Here is a 20,069-nt window from a genome sequence, read left to right as displayed (position 1 = left end):
AACGCACCGGCTTGACCTTCCCATCTTGGTAAAGTCGAAGCTGTGCCCTCGTTCATGCCGATGGAGGCCGCCATGCCATCCGAATCCCCGCTGCGTCTGGACATCGAGGGCATGACCTGCGCCTCCTGCGTGGGCCGGGTGGAAAAAGCCCTGCGCAAGGTCGAGGGCGTGCGCGAGGCCAGCGTGAACCTGGCCACCGAGACCGCCACCGTGCTCGCCCCCGGCGTGCCCGCCGCGCGGCTGCTGCAGGCGGTGGAGCAGGCCGGCTACCACGCCCGCGTGCATGCCGAAGCCACCCCGCCCGAGGCCCCCAAGCCCGGCATCTCCCGCGAGACTCTCCACCTGTGGCTGGCGGTGCTGCTGTCGCTGCCGCTGGCCGCGCCGATGCTGCTGATGCCCTTCGGCATCCACTGGGCGCTGCCCGGCTGGGCGCAGTGGCTGCTGGCCACTCCCGTGCAGTTCTGGCTGGGCGCGCGCTTCTACCGCGCCGGGTTCGCCGCGCTGCGCGCGCGCAGCGGCAACATGGACCAGCTGGTCGCGCTGGGGACCAGCGCGGCCTACGGGCTGAGCGTGTACCACCTGCTGGCGTCGGCGCACGGCCCGCACGCGCCGCCGCTGTATTTCGAATCCTCGGCGGTGGTGGTGACCCTGATCCTGCTGGGCAAATGGCTGGAGGCGCGCGCCAAGCGCCAGGCCAGCGCCGCCATCCGCGCGCTGCAGGCGCTGCGGCCGGCCACTGCGCGCGTGTTGCGCGACGGGGTCGAAACCCAGGTGGCGGTGGACGCGGTGGCGGTGGGCGATACGGTGGTGGTGCTGCCGGGCGAGCGCATCCCGGTGGACGGCGTGATCCTCGAAGGCCGCAGTCATTGCGACGAATCCCTGCTCAGCGGCGAGGCGCTGCCGGTGGCCAAGGCCGCTGGTGATGCCGTCACCGCCGGCGCGGTGAACGGCGAGGGGCGGCTGCGCCTGCGCACCACCGCGGTCGGCGCCGAAACCATGCTGGCGCGGATCGTGCGGCTGGTGGAGGACGCGCAGGCCAAGAAGGCGCCGATCCAGCGCATCGTGGACAAGGTCAGCGCGGTGTTCGTGCCCGTGGTGATCGCGATTGCGCTGGTCACCCTGCTGGGCTGGGGCCTGGCGCGCGGCGACTGGACGCAGGCGCTGCTCAACGCGGTGGCGGTGCTGGTAATCGCCTGTCCCTGCGCGCTGGGGCTGGCCACGCCTGCGGCGGTCATGGCCGGCACCGGCGTGGCCGCGCGCGCCGGCATCCTCATCCAGGACGTGGAGGCGCTGGAGACCACCCAGCGTCTGCGCACGGTGGCGTTCGACAAGACCGGGACGCTCACCGTCGGCAAGCCGGCATTGCTGGGCCTGCATGCCGCGGAGGACGACGCGGACACGCTGCTGGCGCTCGCCGCAGGGTTGCAGCAGGGCAGTGAGCATCCGCTGGCAAAAGCAGTGCTCTCCGCCGCGCACGACCGCGGCATCGCGCCTGCCGCGGTTAGCGACATCACTGCGGTACCCGGGCGCGGCGTGCGCGGGCGCGGGCCGGCGCAGGCGCTGCGACTCGGCAGCACGCGCTGGATGGAAGAGCTCGGCCTCGACCTCTCATCCCTGCAGAAGCAGGCGCAGGACGCGATGGCGGATGGGCGCACCCTGGCCTGGCTGGCGGCGGAGACGTCCACCGGCTGGCAGGTGCGCGGGTTGCTGGCGTTCGGGGATGCGCCGCGTCCGCAGGCGGCAGAGGCGATCGCCGCGCTGCGTGCACTCGGCATCCGTCCGCTGCTGCTGACCGGCGACACCCGGGAGGCTGCGTTGGCGCTGGCGCGCGCGGTCGGCCTGCACGCGGACGAAGTGCAGGCCGGGCTGCTGCCGCAGGAGAAGCTGGAGGCGATCCGCGCCTTGGCGGCGCGCGAGGCGGTGGGGATGGTCGGCGATGGGGTCAACGATGCCCCGGCGCTGGCCGCGGCCACGGTGGGTTTTGCGATGGGTAGCGGCACCGACGCAGCGATGCAGGCCGCCGCCATCACCCTGATGCGGCCCGACCCGCGTCTGGTGGCCGATGCCATCGACCTCTCCCGGCGCTGCGTGCGCAAGATCCACCAGAACCTGTTCTGGGCCTTCATCTACAACGTGGTCGGCCTGCCGCTGGCGGCGCTGGGCTGGCTCGACCCGATGCTCGCCGGGGCGGCGATGGCGCTCTCCAGCGTCAGCGTCGTCAGCAATGCCCTGCTGCTGCGGCGCTGGACCCCGCGCGCCCATGATTGATCTGCGAGGAAAACGCCATGGCCTCCAAGACCGTTCGCCCCGAACTGGCCGATGCGCTGGAGCAGGGCCTGCACAACATCGGCCAGGCTGCGGCGCTGACCGGCGTCTCGGCCAAGATGATCCGCCACTACGAGGCGATCGGTTTGATGGCCCCGGCGGCGCGCACGCACGCCAACTATCGCCTGTATGGGCAGGACGATCTGCACCGGCTGCGCTTCATCAAACGCGCGCGCTCGCTGGGGTTTTCGATCAAGCAGATCCAGGCGCTGCTGGCGCTGTGGGACGACCCCCATCGTGCCAGCGCCGAGGTCAAGCAGCTGGCGCTGGCGCACGCCGCCGAACTGGAGCAGAAGATCCGCGAGCTGCAGGCCATGCAGCGCACGCTGCGATCGCTGGCGCAGCGCTGCCACGGCGATGCGCGCCCGACCTGCCCGATCCTGGAGGAACTGGCCGCGGGCGAGTGAGGCTGGGCGGTTTTCCGAGGCGACGGCGGCGTGTTGGCCGATGGCCGGGGCGGTGCAGGCCGCGCATCCTGCGCGCATCGCGTGAGGGAGGATCGCCGATGCGCCGATGGATGCTTGCGCTTCTGCTGCTTGTCTGTACCCAGATGATGCCCGCGCGCGCCGAACAGCTGTACCGCTGTCTTGCCCGCGACGGCGCGGTGAGCTACCAGGCGCAGCCCTGTGCGGCAACGATGCGCCTGGACCGGGTGGTGGAATACCGGCCAGAGCCGGTCATCAGCGCGTCGCAGGCGACGGCGGGCCTGCGCCAGGCACCTGTGAAGCAGCATCGGAGCGTGAAAAATCCGCGGCGGCATCGCGCCGCGGCGACGGCGTCCGATCGCTGCCGGGCCGCCCAGGCCGGGCGGAGTGCCGCATTGGAGCAGTTGGGCCTGAAGCGGACCTATGCCCAGCTCAGCCGGCTGGATGCGAAGGTGCGTGCGGCCTGTCCGCGCGGTTGATGCACTACTGCGCGGCGTGGCCTGCGACCTGCGGCACGTAGCGCCACTTGCCGGGGTCGTAGCCCCAGCCCTGCAGGCGGCGGCGCGCGGCCTCCAGCTCGGCCTCGGGCACCGCCGGCGAGCGCGCGAACACCCAGGCGTAGTCGCGGGCATCGCGCGCCACCAGCATCAGCCCGTAGTCCTCACGCAACCAGACCACCTTGTATTGCGAAGTGAACGGGCCGAACACGCGCACGTCCCACACCGCATTGCCGGTGCCCGGGCGAACCCGCGCCGGCGCCTCGATGTGCTTGCGCGGGCCTTCGGCCCCGCCCTGGTTGAAGGTCAGGGTGGTCAGGATGCTGCCATCACGGCGCAGGGTGTAGGTCTGCACCGCGTTCCAGGCGGTGCGTTCGAATGGTGTCGGCATGCCACCCACCAGATACCAGGTGCCCATGAAGCGCGGCAGATCCAGCTGCGGCACTGGCGGGACCGGCGGATGGCTGGCCCCCGCGCTGGCCACCGCCAGCAGCGGGGCGGCCCATCGGCGGCGCGCCGCCTTCAGGCGCGCTCGAACAGGTAGTGCGACACCAGCCATTCCTGTCCATCCGCGTAGCCGAACAGCTCGGCGCAGGCCATCCAGAACATCCGCCAGCGCTGGAACCACAGCCCGGCGGCATCGCCGTAGGCCTTTCGCAGCACCGCCATCACCTCCTCGCGGTGGGCGTCCTGCGCCTGCAGCCAGTGGTTGGCGGTCTTCTCGTAGTGGGTGCCGTCCACCAGCCACTGCTGGCGGATCTTCAGCGCCTGCTGGAAATGCAGCAGGGTGTCGGCCGCCGGCATCAGCCCGCCGGTGAAGAAATGCCGGCCCATCCAGTTGTCTTCGCCTTCGGTCTCGAACGGGTAGAGCAGGGTGCGGTGGGCGAAGATGTGCACGAACAGCCGCCCGCCCGGGCGCAGCCAGCTGCCGATCCGCGCCAGCAGGCTCTCGTAGTTGCGCATGTGCTCGAACATCTCGATCGACACGCAGCGGTCGTAGGCGGACTCCGGCAGCGCCAGCGTGTTCACGTCGCGGGTGAGCACCTGCACGTTGCCGATCCCTCGCTCGCGGCAGCGCGCCTCGATGAAGCCGCGCTGGCCGTTGGAATTGGAGACCGCGGTGATGCGCGCGTTCGGGAAGTACTTGGCCATCCACAGCGTGAGCGAGCCCCAGCCGCAGCCCAGCTCCAGGATGTCCTGGCCGTCGGCCAGCCCGGCGCGCTCGCAGTACAGCGCCAGCATCGCCTCCTCGGCCTCGGCCAGGGTTTCATCGCCCTGCGGGTAGTAGCAGCAGGAGTATTTGAGGCGCGGACCGAGACAATGGGTGAAGAACGCCGGCGGCAGCTCGTAGTGCTGGGCATTGGCGGCCTCGGTCTCGATCGCCAGCGGGCTGGCGCGCAGCAGGTCCAGGCGCTCGCGCTGGCGCGCGGACTGGGCCTCCACGCCGCCGGCCAGCTCTTCCTTCAGGCGCTGTTCGCACAGGCGGCGGATGCCGGTGCGGATCGCGGCATCCGGCAGCCAGCCGCGTTCGGCCAGCCCCAGCAGGCCGGGGGCGGGGCGGTCTTTCGGCAGAACGGCCTGTTCGGACATGACGGTGCTCATGGCGGGCTCCGGAACGGTTTTAGTTTTTGGGAAACCAGGGAAACAGCATCGGCGTGCGCCGCTGGTAGTCGCGGTAGTCCTCGCCGCGGCTGCGCAACGCTTGCTGTTCGGTAAAGGGAATGCCGCTGATGAAGCGCAGGAACAGGTACATCACCACCGGCCCGAGCAGCCCCAGCCAGGCCAGCGGCGCGCCGATCGCGGCGATCGCGTAGCTGCACCAGTGCAGCCATTCGAAGAAGTAGTTGGGATGCCGCGAATAGCGCCACAGGCCGCTGCGGCAGGTCTTGCCGCGATTGCCCGGATCATTGCGGAAGCGCGCCAGCTGCGCATCGGCCAGCGCTTCGCCGGCCACCGCCACGATCCAGACGGCCAGCGCCAGCCCCAGCTGCCAGGCCGCGGGGGCAGGGTGCCCGGCCACCGCCAGCCACGGCAGCGCGAACAGCACCACCAGCAGCGCCTGGAACTGGAAGAAGGCGAAGAACTTCCACTGCCGGCCCTGCCAGTGCTCGCGCAGCGCGCGGTAGCGGCCGTCCTCGGCCTCGCCGCGCACGCGCACCCACAGGTGCAGCGCCAGGCGCAGGCCCCAAGCCGCGCCCAGCACGCCCACCAACAGCCGCGCCGTCGGCGCGCCGCTGCCGGCCACGGCCATCCACACCGCCGCGCAGGCCAGCCCGAACGCCCACAGCACGTCCACGATCCCGGCATTAGCGTGGCGCTGCTGCCAGGCCCAGCCCAGCGTCATCACCACCACCATGAACAGCCACAGCGCCAGCAACTGGCCGCCCTGGCCGATGGCCCACGGCATCACGTGCATGCCACACCTCCCATCGTGTTGCGTGCCTGCAACCCGCGGCGCGCCAGCCAGGCCAGCAGCGGCATCGCCAGCGCCCAGCCGGCGCCCAGTGCCAACAGGCCATGCCAGGCCGGATCGGGGAAGCGCGCCACGCCCCAGCCGCGCGCCGCGCCCCAATACGCCAGCGGGCCGCCGATGGCGCCCAGCAGCGCGGCCAGACCGAGATGCCGCTGCAGGTAGCCGAGCAGCGGCAGCACGGTCAGCGCGAACGCCAGCCACAGCGCCAGGATCCAGCCCGGTGCATCCAGCCACGGCCAGCCGGCGTGGTATTCCAGCAGCCCGCTGCGCACCCACAGGGTTTCCAGCACCAGCCCCAGCGCCAGCGCGGCCAGCACCAGCCGCAGCTCCAGCGCGCGCTGCGGCGACATGGCCAGCCGCCACGCCGCGAACAGCGCCGCCGCGGCCACGCCCGGCCACCACAGGCCGTGGCCGGCGCCGATCACCGCCACGAACCAGGTGGCCTGGTAGGCCAGCAGGGTCAGCCAGAAGCTCATGCCGCCTCCGCGCCCGGCGGACGCCAGCCGGGCCTCGCCAGCAGCAGGTGCGAAACGCCGATCGAACGCTCGCGGAAGCCGCCCTCGCAGTACGCGAGGTAGAACTCCCACATGCGGATGAAACGCTCATCGAAGCCCTGCGCCCGCACCTCCGCCAGGTGCGCCAGGAAGCGCTCGCGCCAGGCCTTGAGGGTGCGCGCATACGACAGCCCGAAATCCTCCAGCCCCACCAGCGCGAGGTCGCTGCTGCGGGTCTTGGCCTGAAGCATCGCGCTAACGGACGGGATGAAGCAGCCGGGGAAGATGAAGCGCTTGATGAAGTCCACCGACTGCAGCGCTTGCTGGTAGCGGTGGTCCTCGATGGTGATGGCCTGCACCAGCGCCAGTCCCTCGGGCTTGAGCAGGCGCCCGATCTGGCCGAAGTAGGCCGGCTGGTATTCGGCGCCGATCGCCTCGATCATCTCGATCGACACCAGCTTGTCGTACTGGCCGGTGAGATCGCGGTAGTCCGACTGCAGCAGGGTGATGCGGTCCTCCAGCCCGGCCTCGCGCACGCGCTGGGCAGCCAGTTCGTACTGCTCGCGCGAGATGGTGGTAGTGGTGACCCGGCAGCCGTAGTGGTGGGCGGCGTGCAGGGCAAAGCCGCCCCAGCCGGTGCCGATCTCCAGCACGTGGTCGTCAGGGCCGAGGGCCAGCTTGCGGCAGATCAGGTCCAGCTTGCGGGTGGAGGCCGTCTCCAGGGTATCGTCCGCGCCGGCCCAGTAGGCCGAGGAGTACATCAGGTCGGAGGACAAAAACAGCCGGAAGAAGTCGTTGCCGAGGTCGTAGTGGGCGGCGATGTTGCGCCGGCTGCCGTCGCGGGTATTGCGGCGGAGCAGGTGCAGTGCCTTCATCGCCAGCCCGCCCAGGCGCGCGCTGCCGGTTTCCATGCCGTCCAGCAGGTCGCGGTTGCGCACCAGCAGGCGCACCAGCCCAACCAGGTCGCTGCAGCGCCACAGGCCATCCATGTAGGCCTCGCCGGCCCCCACGCTGCCGTGGGTGGCAAGCATGCGGTAGAACCCCGGGTCCAGCACCTCCAGTGTGACCTCGGGGCCGTCGCCGGCACGCCCGAACGCAAGCGTGCCGAGCGCATCGCGCACTTCCAGCCGGCCGTGGCCGAAGCCGGCCAGGCGCTGCAGCAGGCGGTCGCGCAGGAAGCGCTCGAAGGCGCTGAAGCGGGGGGACGTGGCGTCGCGTTCGACGATCGCGCTCATGGGCGGCCTCCGGACAGGCGGGGGTGGTCGTGGAAGGGGGTGTGCTTCAGGCGCAGCCGCAGCGCCTGCCAGTAGATCGCGGCGACCACCTGCGCGGTCATCAGCGGATAGCGCCACAGCACCCGCGCCAGCGAGGCGGCGCCCAGCGGCAGGCGTTGCAGCGAAAGGTGGGCGTCGAACTCGCGGCCGTCGGCATCCAGCACGTCCATGTGCACCTGCAGGTCGTCGCCGGGGACGCTCAGGCGCCAGTCGTAGCGGCGCTGCATGCCGATGAAGGGGGAGACGTGGAAGGTCTTGGCAAACTCCCAGCGCAGGATGCGGCCCTGCGCGCGGGCCTGCGCCACCGGCAGCACGTAGGCATGGCGCTCCAGCCAGGGCGTGTTGGTGATCTCGGCGACGATGCTGTGCAGGGTCGCGCCGTCGGCCGCGAAGCAGTAATAGAAGCTGACCGGGTTGAACACCAGCCCGGCGTAGCGCAGGTGCGTGAGCAGCCGCACCGGGCCGGCCGGGCGCTCGCCGGTGGCGGCCTCCACCCGGTCCTTCACTGCTTCCTTCAACGGGCGGTCGCTCGGGCCGAGGAAATCGGCGCGGCGGAACTCGGCGAGGTTGCGGCGTCCGGCCGACCACAGCCAGCGGCCGCGGAAGACACGGTCGATCTCGTCCAGGTCCAGGTACAGCTGCGCCATGCGGTAGGCGAACGCATGCGGATGCGGCGCATGCCGGCGGTGCCGGACCCGGCCTTCGTACACCGCGCTGTGCAGCGGCGCGCTCACGCCGCGCCCCTGCGCGCATCGGGCCAGCCCGCGCCCAGCCCGTGGGCCACTTCCACCGCGCTGCGCATGCCGTCCTCGTGGAAGCCCCAGCCCCAATAGGCGCCGGCGAACCAGGTGCGGTTGACGCCCTGGATCTGCGCCCGCCGGCGCTGCGCCGCCACCGACAGCGGGGTGTACACGGGGTGGTGATAGGTGATCTTGCGCAGCACCTTGGCCGGGTCGATCGCCTCGCTGCGGTTGAGCGTCACCACGAAGGGCTCGGGCGACTGCAGGCCCTGCAGCAGGTTCATGCAATAGCTGACCGTGCACGGCGCATCAGGCGCGGCCGGCACGTATGCGTTCCACGCCGCCCAGGCCTTGCGGTTGACCGGCAGCAGGCGCGCATCGGTGTGCAGCACCACTTCGTTGCGTTGGTAGGGGATGGCGCCGAGGATGTCGCGCTCGTCCGCGCTGGCATCCGCCAGTAGCGCCAGGGACTGGTCGCTGTGGCAGGCCAGCACCACGTGGTCGAAGCGCTCGCCGTTGGCGATCCGGCTGTCCACCAGCACGCCGTGGCCGTTGCGCCGGATCGCCCGCACCGGGCAGCGCAGGCGCTCGTGCACCTGCCAGCGCGCGCGCAACGCGGCAACATAGGTGGACGAGCCGCCGCGCACCACCCGCCACTCGGGGCGGCCGCTGACCTGCAGCATCTGGTGGTTGGCCATGAACTGCACCAGGTAGCGCGCCGGGAACTGCAGGATCTGCTGCGGCGGCGAGGACCACAGCGCCGAGGCCATCGGCACCAAATGCAGGTCGCGGAAGGCCTCGCCGTAGCCGTTGGCCTCCAGCCAGTCGCCCAGGGTCGGCCCCGGCCCGTCGCCCTGCAGCAGCTGCGGGGCCTGCCGGTAGAACCGCAGCAGGTCGCGCACCATGCCCAGGAAGCGCGGCGAGAACAGGTTGCGGCGCTGGCAGAACAGGCCGTCGAGGGAGGTGGCGTTGTATTCCAGCCCGGTGCGCGCATCGTGCACCGAGAAGCTCATGGTGGTGGGCTGGGTGGCTACCCCGAGGTCGTCGAACAGCCGCGTCAGCAGCGGGTAGTGCACCGGGTTGTGGACGATGAAGCCGGTGTCCACCGCGTAACGGCGCCCGGCCTGTTCGACCGCATGGGTATGGGTATGGCCGCCGAGGTAATCCTCGGCCTCGAACAGCACCACCTCGTGCGCCTGCGACAGCAGCCAGGCGCTGGCCAGCCCGGAGATGCCGGACCCGACGATGGCGATCCGCATGTCAGCGCTCCGCCTTGTCCAGCACCCAGGCGGGCACCGGCTTGAGATCGCGCACCAGCCCCAGCACGGCCAGCAGGCGCAGCCCGTACCAGGTCAGGTCGATCTCCCACCAGCGGAACCCCTGGCGGGCGCTGCTGGAATAGAAATGGTGGTTGTTGTGCCAGCCCTCGCCGAAGGTGAGCAGGGCCAGCCACAGGTTGTTGCGGCTGTCGTCGCGGGTGGGGAAGCGGCGGCTGCCGAAGCGGTGCGCCAGCGAGTTGATGGTGACCGTGGCGTGGAACAGCACCACGGTGGACACGAAGAACCCCCACGCCAGCAGCTGCATCCCGCTGGTGCCCAGCTCCGGCCACAGGGCCTGCAGCAGCGCGCCCAGCCCGAACAACCCGGCCGCCAGCGCCAGCGGCACCGCCACATCAAAGCGGTCCAGCCAGCGCAGTTCCGGGTAGCGGGCGAGGTCGGGGACCCGGCTGAGGTCGGTGGCGAACGCGCCGCGGGTCAGGAACCAGCCCATGTGGCTGCGCCAGAACCCGTGCAGCGGCGAGTGCGGGTCCTGCGCGGTATCCGAGTGGCGGTGGTGGTGGCGGTGGTGGGCCGCCCACCACAACGGGCCACGCTGCACGCTGGAGGCGCCGATCAGCGCGAACGCCAGCTGCATCGCGCGCGAGGTGCGAAAGGCCCGGTGCGAGAAATAGCGGTGGTAGAACGCGGTGATCGCGAACATGCGCAGCGCATACAGCGCCACCGCCACCGCCAGCGCCACCGGGGAGACCCCCACCCACAGCACGCCCAGGCAGCCCAGGTGCAGCAGCACGAACGGCAGCACCCGCAGCCAGTCGATGCGGTCGGCATCCGCCCCTTGCGCCGGCGCCACCGCGCTGCTGTCGAACCATTGGCGCAGGCGGTGCCCCAGCCGGGGCGGCGAGGAGGGCGGGGCGGCGGTCGCCAGGTCCTGGGGCATCGCGGGCATCCTTGGGGAATGCCCGCTGTACGCCTCGCGCCGCCGATTGGATGCAGGGGGCATGCCGCCGCCGGCAATCCCGGGGTGCGCTGCCTCCGCGCTGCATCCAATTAGCCCGTGGGCGCGTAATGCAGGCCAGATTCCCCAGCCGCGTCGCCTCCCGTACCATGCGATCCAACACCCACCATGGAGACCTGTCGCCCTTCGAGGCGGCCAGAGCCATGTCGATAGCCGACGCAAGCCCCGGCGAACCGGGTTATTGGATCGGTCAGATGCAGGCGGTGGCGCTGCGCCGCGACCAGGCCTGCTTCATGCGCATCTACGACCACTTCGCCCCGCGCGTGCGGCTGTACCTGCGCGGGCTGGGGGCGCCGGAGGCGGTGGCCGAGGAACTGGCGCAGGAGGCCCTGCTGCGGCTGTGGCAGCGCGCCGACACCTACGATGCCGGCCGCAGCACGCTGTCCACCTGGCTGTTCCGGATCGCACGCAACCTCCACATCGACCGCCTGCGCCGCGAGAACCACTGGATCGCGGTGGACATCGAGCCGGCACTGGACTGCGAGGAGGAAACCGAAGACCCCGCCTTCTCCTCGGCCGAGAGCTTTGCCGCGCACGCCGACCTCAACGAACGGATCGACCGCCTGTCGGCGATCCAGGCCCGCCTGATCCGCATGTCGTACTTCGAAGCCAAATCCCACCAGCAGATCTCCGACGAGCTCGGGATGCCGCTGGGCACCGTGAAATCCTCGATCCGGCGGGCCTTCCAGCGCCTGCAGGCCAGCGTGCAGGAGTCCGTATGATCCCGCGCCACCACCTCGACCCGGCCACCCTGGTCAGCCATGCCGCCGGCGCGCTGTCGCCGGAGATGGCGGCGGTCGCCGACACCCACCTGGAAGGCTGCGCCTACTGCCGCCGCCAGCTGGCGGATGCCGAGCGCGTGGGCGGCAGCCTGCTGGCGCAGCAGCAGCCGGGCGCGGAAGACCCCGCCCGCGGCGAGCGCCTGCGCGCGGACATGCTCTCGCGCCTGCAGCAGCCGCTGCCCCCGGCCCTGCCGGCGGCGGATACGGCCCCGGCGCGGCCGCCGGTGGACGCCCTGCCGCGCCCGCTGCAGCCGTACTTCGGCAAGAGCTGGAAGGCGTTGCGCTGGCGCTGGGTGGCGCCGGGCGTGCACATGATCCGCGCGCCCAAGGCCAGCGGCGACACCCTGATCCTGCTCAAGATCGCACCGGGCAAGAGCATGCCGGTGCACAGCCACCGCGGCAGCGAGCTGACCCAGATCCTGAAGGGCGCCTACGACGACGAGCTGGGCCATTTCGGCCCCGGCGACATGGCCGACCTCGACAGCGACGTGGAGCACCAGCCGGTGACCTCGCCGGGCGTACCCTGCATCTGCGTGGCCGCACTCGACGGCCCGCTGGAGTTCCGCGGTTGGCTGGCGCGCAAGCTGCAGCCGATGGTGGGGCTGTAAGCCGCCGGCGCGCGCCGCGCTCCGCCTCGGCGCGGCCCGGGTTGCCCCGGGAATGCGAAAGGCCCGCACACAGGCGGGCCTTTTCGTTGGCCGTGCTGCGACCACGGGTCAGTCGCCACCGCCGCGGCGCAGCGACAGGAACTCCTTGCGCAGCGACGGATCGCTCAGGAAGCGGCCGCGCATCACGCTGTTGATCATCTTGGACTCATCGTCCTTCACCCCGCGCCAGTGCATGCAGTAGTGGTCGGCCTCCATCACCACCGCGATGCCGTCCGGCTTGAGCCGGCGTTCCAGCAGGTCGGCGATCTGGCTGACCGCCTCCTCCTGGATCTGCGGGCGGCTCATGATCCAGTCGATCAGGCGCGCGTACTTGGACAGGCCGATCAGGTTGGAATCGGCGTTCGGCAGCACGCCCACCCAGACCCGGCCCATGATCGGGCACAGGTGGTGCGAACAGGCGCTGCGCACGCGCAAGGGGCCGACGATCATCAGCTCGTTCAGGCGCTCGGCATTGGGGAACTCGGTTACCGCCGGGGCGTGCTGGTAGCGGCCGGAAAACAGCTCGCGCACGAACATCTTGGCCAGCCGGCGGCCGGTGTCGTGGGTGTTGTGGTCGTGCTCCACGTCGATCACCAGCGCGCGCAGCATTTCCTGCGCGCGCGCGGCGACCTCGCGCTCGATTTCCTCCAACTCTCCCGGCTGCAGGTAGTCGGCGATGTTGTCGTTGGCGTGAAAGCGCACCCCGGCCGCGCGCAGGCGCTCGCGCACGCGCTGCGATGCGGACATGGTGGACAGGCACTGGAGGGGAACGGGTTCGCGCAGGGGGTGCGACATGGCCGGGCTCGCTGGGGAAGGGGGGAGGGCAGACGGACGTGCTTACGCCGCAGGCGGGGGCTTGGATGCGCGCCGGGCTCATATCTCATCGAGCTGGTCCAGCAACTCGCCGGCCCGCGCGGCGAGCGCCTGGCGGCGCTCGGCCGGCATCCGTGCCAGCTGCCGGTAGGGCATGGCCAACCGCGGGTTGCCCGCCAGGCGCGGGTGGTTGCGGTCGAGGAAGTCCCAGTACAGGGCATTGAACGGGCAGCCGCGCGCGCCGGTGGCGAGGTCGCGGCGGTAATGGCAGTGCCGGCAGTGGTCGCCCATCCGGTGCAGGTAGGCCGCGGCCGACACGTAGGGCTTGGTCGCCAGCAGGCCACCGTCCGCGAACTGGCTCATGCCCAGCGTGTTCGGCAGCTCCACCCATTCGAACGCATCGATGTAGATGCCGAGGTACCAACGGTGCAGCGCCTGCGGGTCGAGCCCGGCCAGCAGCGCGAAATTGCCGATCACCATCAGCCGCTGGATGTGGTGGGCGTGCGCGTGCGCCAGCGATTGAGTGATGGCGCTGCGCACGCAGGCCATGCGGGTGTCGCCGTCCCAGAACCAGCGCGGCAGCGGACGCGTATGCCCGAACGCGTTGCTGGCGGCGTAGCCGGGCATGCGCGCCCAGTACACGCCGCGCACGTATTCGCGCCAGCCCAGGATCTGGCGGATGTAGCCCTCCACCGCCGCCAGCGGTGCGCGCCCGGCGCGGCCCTCGGCCTCGACCCGCGCGATCACCTCCGCCGGCGAGAGCATCTTCACGTTCAGCGCGAACGACAGCAGCGAGTGGAACAACCGCTGGGCGCGGTGGCTCAAGGCGTCCTGGTAGTCACCGAAATGCGGCAGCGCGTGTTCGACGAAGGCCTCGAGCTGGGCCAGCGCCTCCTCGCGGTCGATCGGCCAGCGGAACGCGCCCGCCGACGGATCGCCGAAGCTGGCCACACCCGCGGCCTCGATGCTCGCCCACAGCGCGCGGTGGTCGTGCACCGGCCGCAGGTCCGGCGGTTCCGGCGGGCTGCCGTGCCAGGGCTTGCGGTTCTCGGCATCGAAGTTCCAGCGCCCGCCCAGCGGGCTGCCATCGGGCTCCAGCAGCACGCCGTGGCGTTGCCGCATGTGGCGGTAGAACAGCTCCATCGTCCAGCGCTTGCGGCTGCCGAAGAAGCGCGCCACGGCGTCGCGCTCGGCGAGGAAATGCTGGCTGTCCACGCCGCGCGCCGAGATCGGCAGCTGCGCAACGTATTCGCGCAGTTGCACGTCCAACCGCCATTCGTCCGGGGCCTGGTATTCGAACGCGGTGGCGCCGTGCAGGGCGATCAGCCGGTCCAGATTGGCGGTCAGCGACGGCAGGTTGGAAGGATCGTCGATCCGCAGGTATTCCACCCGGTGGCCGGCCGCGCGCAGGCGGTCGGCGAAACGGCGCATGGCGGCGAAGATGGCGAGGATCTTCTGCGCGTGGTGCAGGACGTAATCGGTCTCCTGCCGCACCTCCATCAGCACGTACACGACCTGCGCCGACACCGCATCGAACCACGGGTGGTGGGGATTCAGCTGATCCCCCAGCAGCAGGCGCAGGCAGGTCATCCGGCGTTGGCGCGCATGTCCCGCCAGCCCAGGTAGCCCGCAGCCAGCGCGGCGACCGCCAGCAGCACCGCCAGCGCCAGTGCCACGTCGGCGGCAGTGGCCGCGCCCGGAAGGGCGGACGCGTGCTGTTTGGCATACACGCCAAGCAGGCCCCAGACCGCCGCCAGCGTGTACCAGAGGTTGCCGCGCAGGCGCACCACCACGACCAGCAGCAGCACGCCGGCCAGCGCGAACAGCACCAGGGTCCACGGCAGCATGGCGTCCACCGGCAGCAGCCGGAAGGCCACCACCACCTGCGCCACGTTCAGGAACACCGCCAGCGACACCCAGCCGGCATGCAGCGACAGCGGCAGGTGCTGCCACCACGGCCCGCGCGGATGCGTGCGGGTGTGCGAGGCCAGCCAGGCTGCGCCCAGCATGCAGGCCAGGCTGGCCCAGATGATCGCCAGCGCCAGCCAGAACCACTGCAGGGTGAACACCACCATCCACAGCGAGGTCAGCGCGAACCCGCCCGCCGTCAGCGCGCGGATCCGGCGCAGGCGTGCATCCGCATCGCGCACGCGGGCTTGGGCGATGCCGAACACCACGTCGAGCAGGAAGATCGGGCCCCAGATCGAGAACGCATAGCCGGCGGCGACGATCAGGGTGGGGTAGCGGCCTGAGATCTCGCCATTGGTCGGGCCCAAGAGCCCGCTGTTGGACAGCCAGCCCACCAACGGCATCGCCAGCGCCAGCACGAGGACCAGGGCCCTCATTTGCAGTCCCCGTGGAAGGTGTCGCGGCCGGCATCCGTTTCCGGCCAGCGCTGCGGCACGCGCTGGATCAGCGCCGGGTCGTAGCCCATCGCGCGGGCACGCTCCTGCATCGCCTGCCAGTCGGCTTCGCTGACCTGCGGCGTGCGCGCCATGTACCACAGGTAATCGCGGGCATCGCGCACGATCAGCACCTGGCTGTAATCCGGCGCCAGCCAGCCCACCTTGTACTGCGCCTTGAACAGGCCGAAGAAGCGTACCTTCCACTCGGCATTGCCGGTGCCGGGCACCACCAGCCCGGTGGAGTGCAGCAGCTTCACCGGCGCGTCGAAGCGGTCCGGTCGGTAGCGATACCAGGTGCAGACGTTGCCGTCGCGGTCGAGGCGGTAGGTTTCCACCGGGTTGTGGTGGCCGCGCTCGAGCCGGGTCGGGATGATGCCGACCACGTACCAGCGCCCCATGTAGCGCGGCAGGTCGACGTGGTCCACCGGCTTGATCGGGGCGGCAGCGCGGGCGCAGCCGGTGGCCGCGATGGCCAGCAGGAGCGGGAGCAGCGAAGCGGCGAGCAGGCGCATGGGCGTGGCCGTGAAGGTGCGGAGGATGCCTTCGGTTACGCAGCCGGCGCGGGGGTGGATGCAGCCGCGCCGCATCCGCCGCGCCGCACCGCGCGTACTGCAGTCATCTGCAGATGACGGGGCGGCGAGAACGCGATGGACGCAGCGGGCACGAACGGGAAGATCCTGGTGTACGGCGCCACCGGCGGCGTAGGGCAGTGCCTGGCGCGGCGGCTGGCTGCGGCGGGGCATCCGCTGCATCTGGTGGCGCGCGACGCGCCGCGGTTGCAGGCGCTGGCTACGGCGCTGGGGGCTGGCTTCAGCGCAGTGGATGTCACCGCGGAAGGCGCCTTCGCGCAGGTGGCGGATGCGGCCGGCACGCCGCTGTCCGGGCTGGCGTATGCGGTGGGCAGCATCAACCTCAAGCCGTTCGCGCGCCTGACAATGGCGGATTTCCAGCGCGACTTTCAGCTCAACGCGGCGGCGGCCGCGCTGGCGGTGCAGGCGGCCTTGCCGGCCCTGCGCGCGGCGCCCGGCGGGCGCGCTTCGGTGGTGCTGTTCTCCTCGGTGGCTGCCGGCCGCGGGTTCGCGCTGCACGCTTCCATCGCGATGGCCAAGGCGGCGGTGGAGGGGCTGGTGCGCGCGCTGGCGGCGGAACTGGCACCGGCGATCCGGGTGAACGCGATCGCACCCTCGCTGCTGGACACGCCGCTGGCGCAGGGCATCGTCGGAAACGCGCGCCTGCGCGAGGCGGTGGCGGCCAGCCATCCGCTGGGGCGGATCGGGCAGGCGGACGATGCGGCAGCGCTGGCGGCGTTCCTGCTCTCCGCGCAGGCCGACTGGATCACCGGCCAGGTGCTGGGCGTGGACGGTGGCCGCGGCGCGGTCGCGGGCAAGTAAAGGGCGCGCCGATGCCGCGCATGCGCCGCAAGCACGAACTGCCGCAGAAGGTCTGTGCGACCTGCGGGCGGCCGTTCGCGTGGCGGCGCAAATGGGCGCGCGACTGGGAGTCCGTGCGCTACTGTTCCAAACGCTGCCGGGGACGCGATTGAGGCATGAGTAAGGAGCGGACGATGGGCAAGCAGGTGCTGCTGGTGGGCGCGACCGGGCTGGTGGGGCGGGGCGTCCTGGGGGTGCTGCTGGAAGCGCCCGATATCGAACGGGTGGCGGCGCTGGTGCGGCGCCCGCTAGCGATCACGCATCCCAAGCTGCGCATGCAGCAGATCGCGGAGTTCTCCACCGCCGCGCTGGCCGGGCTCGACCTGCACGGCCTGGAGGCCTGCCTGTACTGCGCCGGCCCGCTGCCGCTGGGCATGACCGAGGCGGCCTACCGCGAGGCCACGGTCGCCACTTTGGAGCGGGTGGCGCAGGCCTACGCCCGGGCGAACCCGCAGGGCTATGTGGTCTATGTCTCCGGCATGGGCGCCGATCCCGGCAGCCGGCTGATGCCGCTGCGGGTGAAGGGGCAGGCCGAGGCCGTGCTGGCGCGCTGCGGGCTGGAATACACCTGTTTGCGCCCAGGCATCGTGCGCCCGGTGGACGGCGTGCGTTCGCCGCATCGCCTGCGCGGCCTGGCCTACCGCATCGGCGATCCGCTGCTGGGGCTGGCCGCGCGGCTGGCGCCGTCGGTCTTCACTACCACGACCGCGATTGGCGCGTGCATGCTGCGCCTGGTGCGCTCCAGCAGCCTGCGTCCACCTGTGATCGAGAACGCGGACATCGGTTGAAAGCCGACGTCAAACGGCCGGCAAGGCGTCCCAGGCCGCCAGCGCGGCCTCGCGCGAGGCCGCCATGTCCACCACCGGGGCGGGATAGCCGCAGGCGGCCAGCGCGGACTGGTGTTTCCATGCCTCGTGCAGGGTCTTGGCCGGCAACGCCGCCAGCTCCGGCAGCCAGCGCTTGAGGTAGGCGGCGTCGGGGTCGAACTTGGCCGACTGCAGGTAGGGGTTGAACACGCGGAAATAAGGCGCAGCATCGGCCCCGCAGCCGGCCACCCATTGCCAGCCCAGGGTGTTGTTGGCCAGGTCGGCGTCCACCAGGGTGTCCCAGAACCAGCGTGCGCCGTGCTGCCAGTGCTGGCGCAAGTTCTTGGTGAGGAAGCTGGCCACCACCATCCGCACCCGGTTGTGCATCCAGCCGGTGTGCCAGAGTTCGCGCATGCCGGCATCCACCAGCGGGATGCCGGTGCGGCCGCGTTGCCAGCGCTCCAGCAGGGCGGGGTTGTCCTTCGCCCACGGGAATGCATCGAAGCGCGGGTTGAAGTTCGCCTGCGGCGTGTCCGGGAAGTGGTACAGCAGGTGGTGGGCGAATTCGCGCCAGCCCAGTTCGCGCAGGTAGGGCTCCAGGTCCGGACGCTGGCGGCCCCCGGCCTGCTGCGCGCGCTGCTGCAGCAGGGCATGGATCTGCACCGGCGTGATTTCACCGAAATGCAGGTGCGGCGACAGGCGCGAGGTGCCATGGCGGGCCGGCAGGTCGCGCGACTTCGCATAATCATTCACGGCGTCCGCGAAGATTTCCAGCAGTTCCTGCGCCCCGGCTTCGCCCGGCGTCCACTGCGCCGCAAGGCCGGCATCCCAGCGGATCGCCGGCAGCAGCCCCAGCGCGGCCACCGGCAGGCCGCCGTCCGCCTGCAGCCACTGCCGCGCCCGCGCGACCGGCAGCGGCGTCGGCGCAGGCAGCTGCGCGCGCAGCTTGCGCCAGAACGGGGTGAACACGCGGTACGGCTGGCCGCCGTCGGTGGCCAGCGTCCAGGGCTCGTGCCAGAGCGGGCCGGGATGGCTGTGCACGGCCACGCCGTCCTCGCGCAGGGCCGCTTTCAGGGCGGAATCATGGGCGATCGCCGCCGGTTCGTAGCGGCGGTTCCAGTACACCGCGCTGGCGCCGGTGGCGGCGATCAGTGCGCGCACGGCTTGCAGGGTTGGACCGTGGACGATGTGCAGACGGCCGCCGTGTTCCGCCAGCTGGCGGTCCAGCGCCTCGAGGGCGTGGTGCAGCCACCAGCGGCTGGCCGCGCCGGGCGCCCACGGGGCATCCTCGTCCGGCGCATGCACGTACACCGGCAGCACGCGCGCGTGCGCGGCGCAGGCGGCATGCAGGGCGGGATTGTCGGCCAGGCGCAGGTCGCGCCGGAACAGCACCAGGGCGGTGGACATCAAGGCACCGGGTCGGGGGTCGATAAGGGAAGTGCCGGCTTATACGCGAACCCGGGGCATTCCGATGCGGCGGCGGTCGTCCGGTATCGGTATTTACATAATATGTATTATGCGAAATATTGTAGGAAAGAATGATCCCGCCGCCATGCGTCTTGTCTGCCGAAGTCTTCCCTGCTGCGCATCCGCATTTTTTATGCTGCGCCAGTTCAGTAAAGCATGCTGCAACCCTGCGCACGTCGGAAAATCATGCATCAGCGCCGTCGCAGATAGTGCGCTTTGCCCGGCGTAACTGCTTCTCAGCTTTAACAGGAGTAGCGTTGCCGATAACTTTTCGCATGGGCCGAGCTGTCCTCTGAGCGAGTTGCGCTTCCAGTGCTTCAGCCCGGCCTGTTTGTCTTGCCAGATCTCGCTGAGCAGTCGACAGGTCGGCTTTCGCCTGCTTCAAGGCCTTTTCTAAACTCTCGCGCTCTAAGTTTCGGTCGCGTTTGATATCGCGCAGCTGTGCGCGCAACTCATGCACCTCCTGGCGCGAGCGATCCACTTCTGCGTGAGCTCGATCCTCGACTGCGCGAGAGTGAGCAATCTGCGCCTCGCGCTCCTGACTTGCAGACGTCCTTTCGGCCTGCAGCTGATAGTCGAGTCGGGAACGTTCTTGCTCAATACGACCGAGACGTTCTTCCAGGGCGGTGCGTTGGCCTGTGACGTCGGCAAGTTGGGTCTCCAGCTGGTCGGCCCTGCGCTGAGCTTCGGCCAATCGAGCCTCGGCCAGTGACCGAGCCTGATCGGAGGCAGCGCGAGCCTGGGCGGCCTCAGCGATCAGTTCAGAACCTTGACTTTGTTCCGCGGCTAGGACCGCGCGAGCACGTTCTAGCGCTTCGTGTTCGAGGGCAAGGGCAAGGCGTGCCTGCTCGCGAGCCGTGGCCACGGCCTGCGTCCACAGCTCCCCTGCTAGACGCTGCACCGCAGCGGGTGCATCGGGGATGGCCACAGTCGGTGCTAACGCCGCCAGCCGCTTGCCTAGTCCTGTCCACCAGTTATCTAAAAGCTTGGTGACTGTGTTTGGGGAGCCGGTGCCTAGATGTGCGCGGATGCGCTCGACGGTCGGTCTCTCACCTGCGATGACGATCGCGTCCGCGGCTGCATGGACTTGCGCTTCAGTAATGCCTCTGGCCATGGCTTGTGCCTCCCACGCGGCTGCCCTACTCTGCTGGTTTCGTACTAGCGATAAGTGATGATTATCGAGGGTAAACTGTCAG

22 protein-coding genes are annotated in these 20,069 nt (G+C 70.6%); 8 read left to right on the top strand and 14 right to left on the bottom strand.

The annotated features are described in order from the left end of the window. The first annotated feature begins 72 nt into the window (after positions 1–72). From EDC34_RS00455 to EDC34_RS00445, 3 genes are all read left to right on the top strand, one after another. The gene (locus EDC34_RS00455; RefSeq protein ID WP_240311024.1) at positions 73–2,268 is read left to right on the top strand and encodes a heavy metal translocating P-type ATPase; all 2,196 of its coding nucleotides are present in this window, start codon (positions 73–75) and stop codon (positions 2,266–2,268) included. A 17-nt stretch (positions 2,269–2,285) separates the two neighbouring features. After that, the gene (gene cueR / locus EDC34_RS00450; RefSeq protein WP_114959251.1) at positions 2,286–2,732 is read left to right on the top strand and encodes a Cu(I)-responsive transcriptional regulator; all 447 of its coding nucleotides are present in this window, start codon (positions 2,286–2,288) and stop codon (positions 2,730–2,732) included. A 110-nt stretch (positions 2,733–2,842) separates the two neighbouring features. Next, on the top strand, positions 2,843–3,229 hold the full coding sequence (locus EDC34_RS00445) for a DUF4124 domain-containing protein (RefSeq protein ID WP_132982819.1): 387 nt from the start codon (positions 2,843–2,845) through the stop codon (positions 3,227–3,229). Between the two features lie 4 nt (positions 3,230–3,233). Here EDC34_RS00445 and EDC34_RS00440 read toward each other — a convergent pair whose 3' ends face one another. Genes EDC34_RS00440 through EDC34_RS00405 form a run of 8 tightly spaced genes read right to left on the bottom strand, consistent with a single transcriptional unit; the run spans position 3,234 to position 10,454 of the window. Beyond that, positions 3,234–3,806: a lipocalin family protein gene (locus tag EDC34_RS00440; protein WP_114958890.1), complete on the bottom strand. Its 573-nt coding sequence runs from the start codon at positions 3,804–3,806 to the stop codon at positions 3,234–3,236. After that, complete coding sequence (locus EDC34_RS00435) at positions 3,770–4,837, bottom strand: SAM-dependent methyltransferase (RefSeq protein WP_240311035.1); 1,068 nt, start codon at positions 4,835–4,837, stop codon at positions 3,770–3,772. The genes EDC34_RS00440 and EDC34_RS00435 overlap by 37 nt, the downstream gene beginning before the upstream one ends. A gap of 31 nt (positions 4,838–4,868) precedes the next feature. Next, on the bottom strand, positions 4,869–5,663 hold the full coding sequence (locus tag EDC34_RS00430) for a DUF1295 domain-containing protein (RefSeq protein WP_425477424.1): 795 nt from the start codon (positions 5,661–5,663) through the stop codon (positions 4,869–4,871). Further along, the gene (locus EDC34_RS00425) at positions 5,654–6,196 is read right to left on the bottom strand and encodes a DUF2878 domain-containing protein (RefSeq protein ID WP_114958887.1); all 543 of its coding nucleotides are present in this window, start codon (positions 6,194–6,196) and stop codon (positions 5,654–5,656) included. Before EDC34_RS00425 ends, EDC34_RS00430 begins: the two co-directional genes overlap by 10 nt. Further along, positions 6,193–7,449, bottom strand: a complete 1,257-nt coding sequence (locus tag EDC34_RS00420; protein WP_114958886.1) for an SAM-dependent methyltransferase — start codon at positions 7,447–7,449, stop codon at positions 6,193–6,195. Before EDC34_RS00420 ends, EDC34_RS00425 begins: the two co-directional genes overlap by 4 nt. Further along, positions 7,446–8,312, bottom strand: coding sequence for a DUF1365 domain-containing protein (locus EDC34_RS00415; RefSeq protein ID WP_425477430.1), 867 nt, complete (start codon positions 8,310–8,312; stop codon positions 7,446–7,448). The genes EDC34_RS00420 and EDC34_RS00415 overlap by 4 nt, the downstream gene beginning before the upstream one ends. After that, positions 8,219–9,487, bottom strand: coding sequence for an NAD(P)/FAD-dependent oxidoreductase (locus tag EDC34_RS00410; RefSeq protein WP_114958884.1), 1,269 nt, complete (start codon positions 9,485–9,487; stop codon positions 8,219–8,221). Before EDC34_RS00410 ends, EDC34_RS00415 begins: the two co-directional genes overlap by 94 nt. Before the next feature lies 1 nt (position 9,488). Continuing rightward, positions 9,489–10,454 carry an acyl-CoA desaturase gene (locus EDC34_RS00405; RefSeq protein ID WP_114958883.1) on the bottom strand — a complete coding sequence of 322 codons (966 nt, stop codon included), beginning with the start codon at positions 10,452–10,454 and terminating at the stop codon, positions 9,489–9,491. A 212-nt stretch (positions 10,455–10,666) separates the two neighbouring features. On the opposite strand from EDC34_RS00405, the gene EDC34_RS00400 reads away from it, so the two are divergent. After that, positions 10,667–11,245, top strand: coding sequence for a sigma-70 family RNA polymerase sigma factor (locus EDC34_RS00400; protein ID WP_114958882.1), 579 nt, complete (start codon positions 10,667–10,669; stop codon positions 11,243–11,245). Next, complete coding sequence (locus EDC34_RS00395) at positions 11,242–11,913, top strand: ChrR family anti-sigma-E factor (RefSeq protein ID WP_114958881.1); 672 nt, start codon at positions 11,242–11,244, stop codon at positions 11,911–11,913. The genes EDC34_RS00400 and EDC34_RS00395 overlap by 4 nt, the downstream gene beginning before the upstream one ends. A 108-nt stretch (positions 11,914–12,021) precedes the next feature. Here the strand turns inward: EDC34_RS00395 and folE are convergent, their stop codons facing one another. From folE to EDC34_RS00375, 4 genes are all read right to left on the bottom strand, one after another. Beyond that, positions 12,022–12,747, bottom strand: coding sequence for a GTP cyclohydrolase I (gene folE, locus EDC34_RS00390; RefSeq protein WP_114958880.1), 726 nt, complete (start codon positions 12,745–12,747; stop codon positions 12,022–12,024). Between the two features lie 78 nt (positions 12,748–12,825). Beyond that, complete coding sequence (locus EDC34_RS00385; protein WP_114958879.1) at positions 12,826–14,355, bottom strand: cryptochrome/photolyase family protein; 1,530 nt, start codon at positions 14,353–14,355, stop codon at positions 12,826–12,828. After that, positions 14,352–15,110, bottom strand: coding sequence for a hypothetical protein (locus EDC34_RS00380; protein ID WP_114958878.1), 759 nt, complete (start codon positions 15,108–15,110; stop codon positions 14,352–14,354). The genes EDC34_RS00385 and EDC34_RS00380 overlap by 4 nt, the downstream gene beginning before the upstream one ends. Next, a complete protein-coding gene (locus tag EDC34_RS00375) occupies positions 15,107–15,682 on the bottom strand; it encodes a lipocalin family protein (RefSeq protein ID WP_162797640.1) in 576 nt (191 codons plus the stop codon). The genes EDC34_RS00380 and EDC34_RS00375 overlap by 4 nt, the downstream gene beginning before the upstream one ends. A gap of 135 nt (positions 15,683–15,817) precedes the next feature. Here EDC34_RS00375 and EDC34_RS00370 point away from each other — a divergent pair, with 135 nt between their 5' ends. From EDC34_RS00370 to EDC34_RS00360, 3 genes are read left to right on the top strand one after another with little or no spacing between them, the layout of a single operon-like run. After that, positions 15,818–16,561, top strand: a complete 744-nt coding sequence (locus EDC34_RS00370; RefSeq protein ID WP_114959250.1) for an SDR family NAD(P)-dependent oxidoreductase — start codon at positions 15,818–15,820, stop codon at positions 16,559–16,561. 11 nt (positions 16,562–16,572) lie between these two features. Continuing rightward, complete coding sequence (locus EDC34_RS00365; RefSeq protein ID WP_114958876.1) at positions 16,573–16,713, top strand: DUF2256 domain-containing protein; 141 nt, start codon at positions 16,573–16,575, stop codon at positions 16,711–16,713. Between the two features lie 21 nt (positions 16,714–16,734). After that, positions 16,735–17,388, top strand: a complete 654-nt coding sequence (locus EDC34_RS00360; RefSeq protein ID WP_165921005.1) for an NAD(P)H-binding protein — start codon at positions 16,735–16,737, stop codon at positions 17,386–17,388. Positions 17,389–17,397: 9 nt separating this feature from the next. On the opposite strand, the gene EDC34_RS00355 is transcribed toward EDC34_RS00360, so the two are convergent. After that, a complete protein-coding gene (locus EDC34_RS00355) occupies positions 17,398–18,813 on the bottom strand; it encodes a cryptochrome/photolyase family protein (RefSeq protein ID WP_114958874.1) in 1,416 nt (471 codons plus the stop codon). A gap of 244 nt (positions 18,814–19,057) precedes the next feature. Further along, the gene (locus tag EDC34_RS00350; protein ID WP_114958873.1) at positions 19,058–19,987 is read right to left on the bottom strand and encodes a DNA-binding protein; all 930 of its coding nucleotides are present in this window, start codon (positions 19,985–19,987) and stop codon (positions 19,058–19,060) included. Positions 19,988–20,069: the final 82 nt, after the last annotated feature.

The organism is Thermomonas haemolytica (assembly GCF_004346265.1).
Taxonomy (GTDB): domain Bacteria; phylum Pseudomonadota; class Gammaproteobacteria; order Xanthomonadales; family Xanthomonadaceae; genus Thermomonas; species Thermomonas haemolytica.
This window is presented reverse-complemented; position numbering and strand designations above follow the sequence as displayed.

What these genes read in the sequence shown, in the direction of transcription:
- EDC34_RS00440 (WP_114958890.1), bottom strand. Translation starts at nt 3,806, where the DNA reads ATGGCTGGTGTCGCACTACCTGTTCGAGCGCGCCTGAAGGCGGCGCGC.
- EDC34_RS00400 (WP_114958882.1), top strand. Translation starts at nt 10,667, where the DNA reads ATGTCGATAGCCGACGCAAGCCCCGGCGAACCGGGTTATTGGATCGGT.
- EDC34_RS00435 (WP_240311035.1), bottom strand. Translation starts at nt 4,837, where the DNA reads ATGTCCGAACAGGCCGTTCTGCCGAAAGACCGCCCCGCCCCCGGCCTG.
- EDC34_RS00385 (WP_114958879.1), bottom strand. Translation starts at nt 14,355, where the DNA reads ATGACCTGCCTGCGCCTGCTGCTGGGGGATCAGCTGAATCCCCACCAC.
- EDC34_RS00395 (WP_114958881.1), top strand. Translation starts at nt 11,242, where the DNA reads ATGATCCCGCGCCACCACCTCGACCCGGCCACCCTGGTCAGCCATGCC.
- EDC34_RS00420 (WP_114958886.1), bottom strand. Translation starts at nt 7,449, where the DNA reads ATGAGCGCGATCGTCGAACGCGACGCCACGTCCCCCCGCTTCAGCGCC.
- EDC34_RS00425 (WP_114958887.1), bottom strand. Translation starts at nt 6,196, where the DNA reads ATGAGCTTCTGGCTGACCCTGCTGGCCTACCAGGCCACCTGGTTCGTG.
- EDC34_RS00380 (WP_114958878.1), bottom strand. Translation starts at nt 15,110, where the DNA reads ATGAGGGCCCTGGTCCTCGTGCTGGCGCTGGCGATGCCGTTGGTGGGC.
- EDC34_RS00355 (WP_114958874.1), bottom strand. Translation starts at nt 18,813, where the DNA reads ATGTCCACCGCCCTGGTGCTGTTCCGGCGCGACCTGCGCCTGGCCGAC.
- EDC34_RS00375 (WP_162797640.1), bottom strand. Translation starts at nt 15,682, where the DNA reads ATGCGCCTGCTCGCCGCTTCGCTGCTCCCGCTCCTGCTGGCCATCGCG.
- EDC34_RS00350 (WP_114958873.1), bottom strand. Translation starts at nt 19,987, where the DNA reads ATGGCCAGAGGCATTACTGAAGCGCAAGTCCATGCAGCCGCGGACGCG.
- EDC34_RS00430 (WP_425477424.1), bottom strand. Translation starts at nt 5,663, where the DNA reads ATGCACGTGATGCCGTGGGCCATCGGCCAGGGCGGCCAGTTGCTGGCG.
- cueR (WP_114959251.1), top strand. Translation starts at nt 2,286, where the DNA reads ATGGCCTCCAAGACCGTTCGCCCCGAACTGGCCGATGCGCTGGAGCAG.
- EDC34_RS00410 (WP_114958884.1), bottom strand. Translation starts at nt 9,487, where the DNA reads ATGCGGATCGCCATCGTCGGGTCCGGCATCTCCGGGCTGGCCAGCGCC.
- EDC34_RS00405 (WP_114958883.1), bottom strand. Translation starts at nt 10,454, where the DNA reads ATGCCCGCGATGCCCCAGGACCTGGCGACCGCCGCCCCGCCCTCCTCG.
- EDC34_RS00445 (WP_132982819.1), top strand. Translation starts at nt 2,843, where the DNA reads ATGCTTGCGCTTCTGCTGCTTGTCTGTACCCAGATGATGCCCGCGCGC.
- EDC34_RS00360 (WP_165921005.1), top strand. Translation starts at nt 16,735, where the DNA reads ATGGGCAAGCAGGTGCTGCTGGTGGGCGCGACCGGGCTGGTGGGGCGG.
- folE (WP_114958880.1), bottom strand. Translation starts at nt 12,747, where the DNA reads ATGTCGCACCCCCTGCGCGAACCCGTTCCCCTCCAGTGCCTGTCCACC.
- EDC34_RS00370 (WP_114959250.1), top strand. Translation starts at nt 15,818, where the DNA reads ATGGACGCAGCGGGCACGAACGGGAAGATCCTGGTGTACGGCGCCACC.
- EDC34_RS00455 (WP_240311024.1), top strand. Translation starts at nt 73, where the DNA reads ATGCCATCCGAATCCCCGCTGCGTCTGGACATCGAGGGCATGACCTGC.
- EDC34_RS00365 (WP_114958876.1), top strand. Translation starts at nt 16,573, where the DNA reads ATGCCGCGCATGCGCCGCAAGCACGAACTGCCGCAGAAGGTCTGTGCG.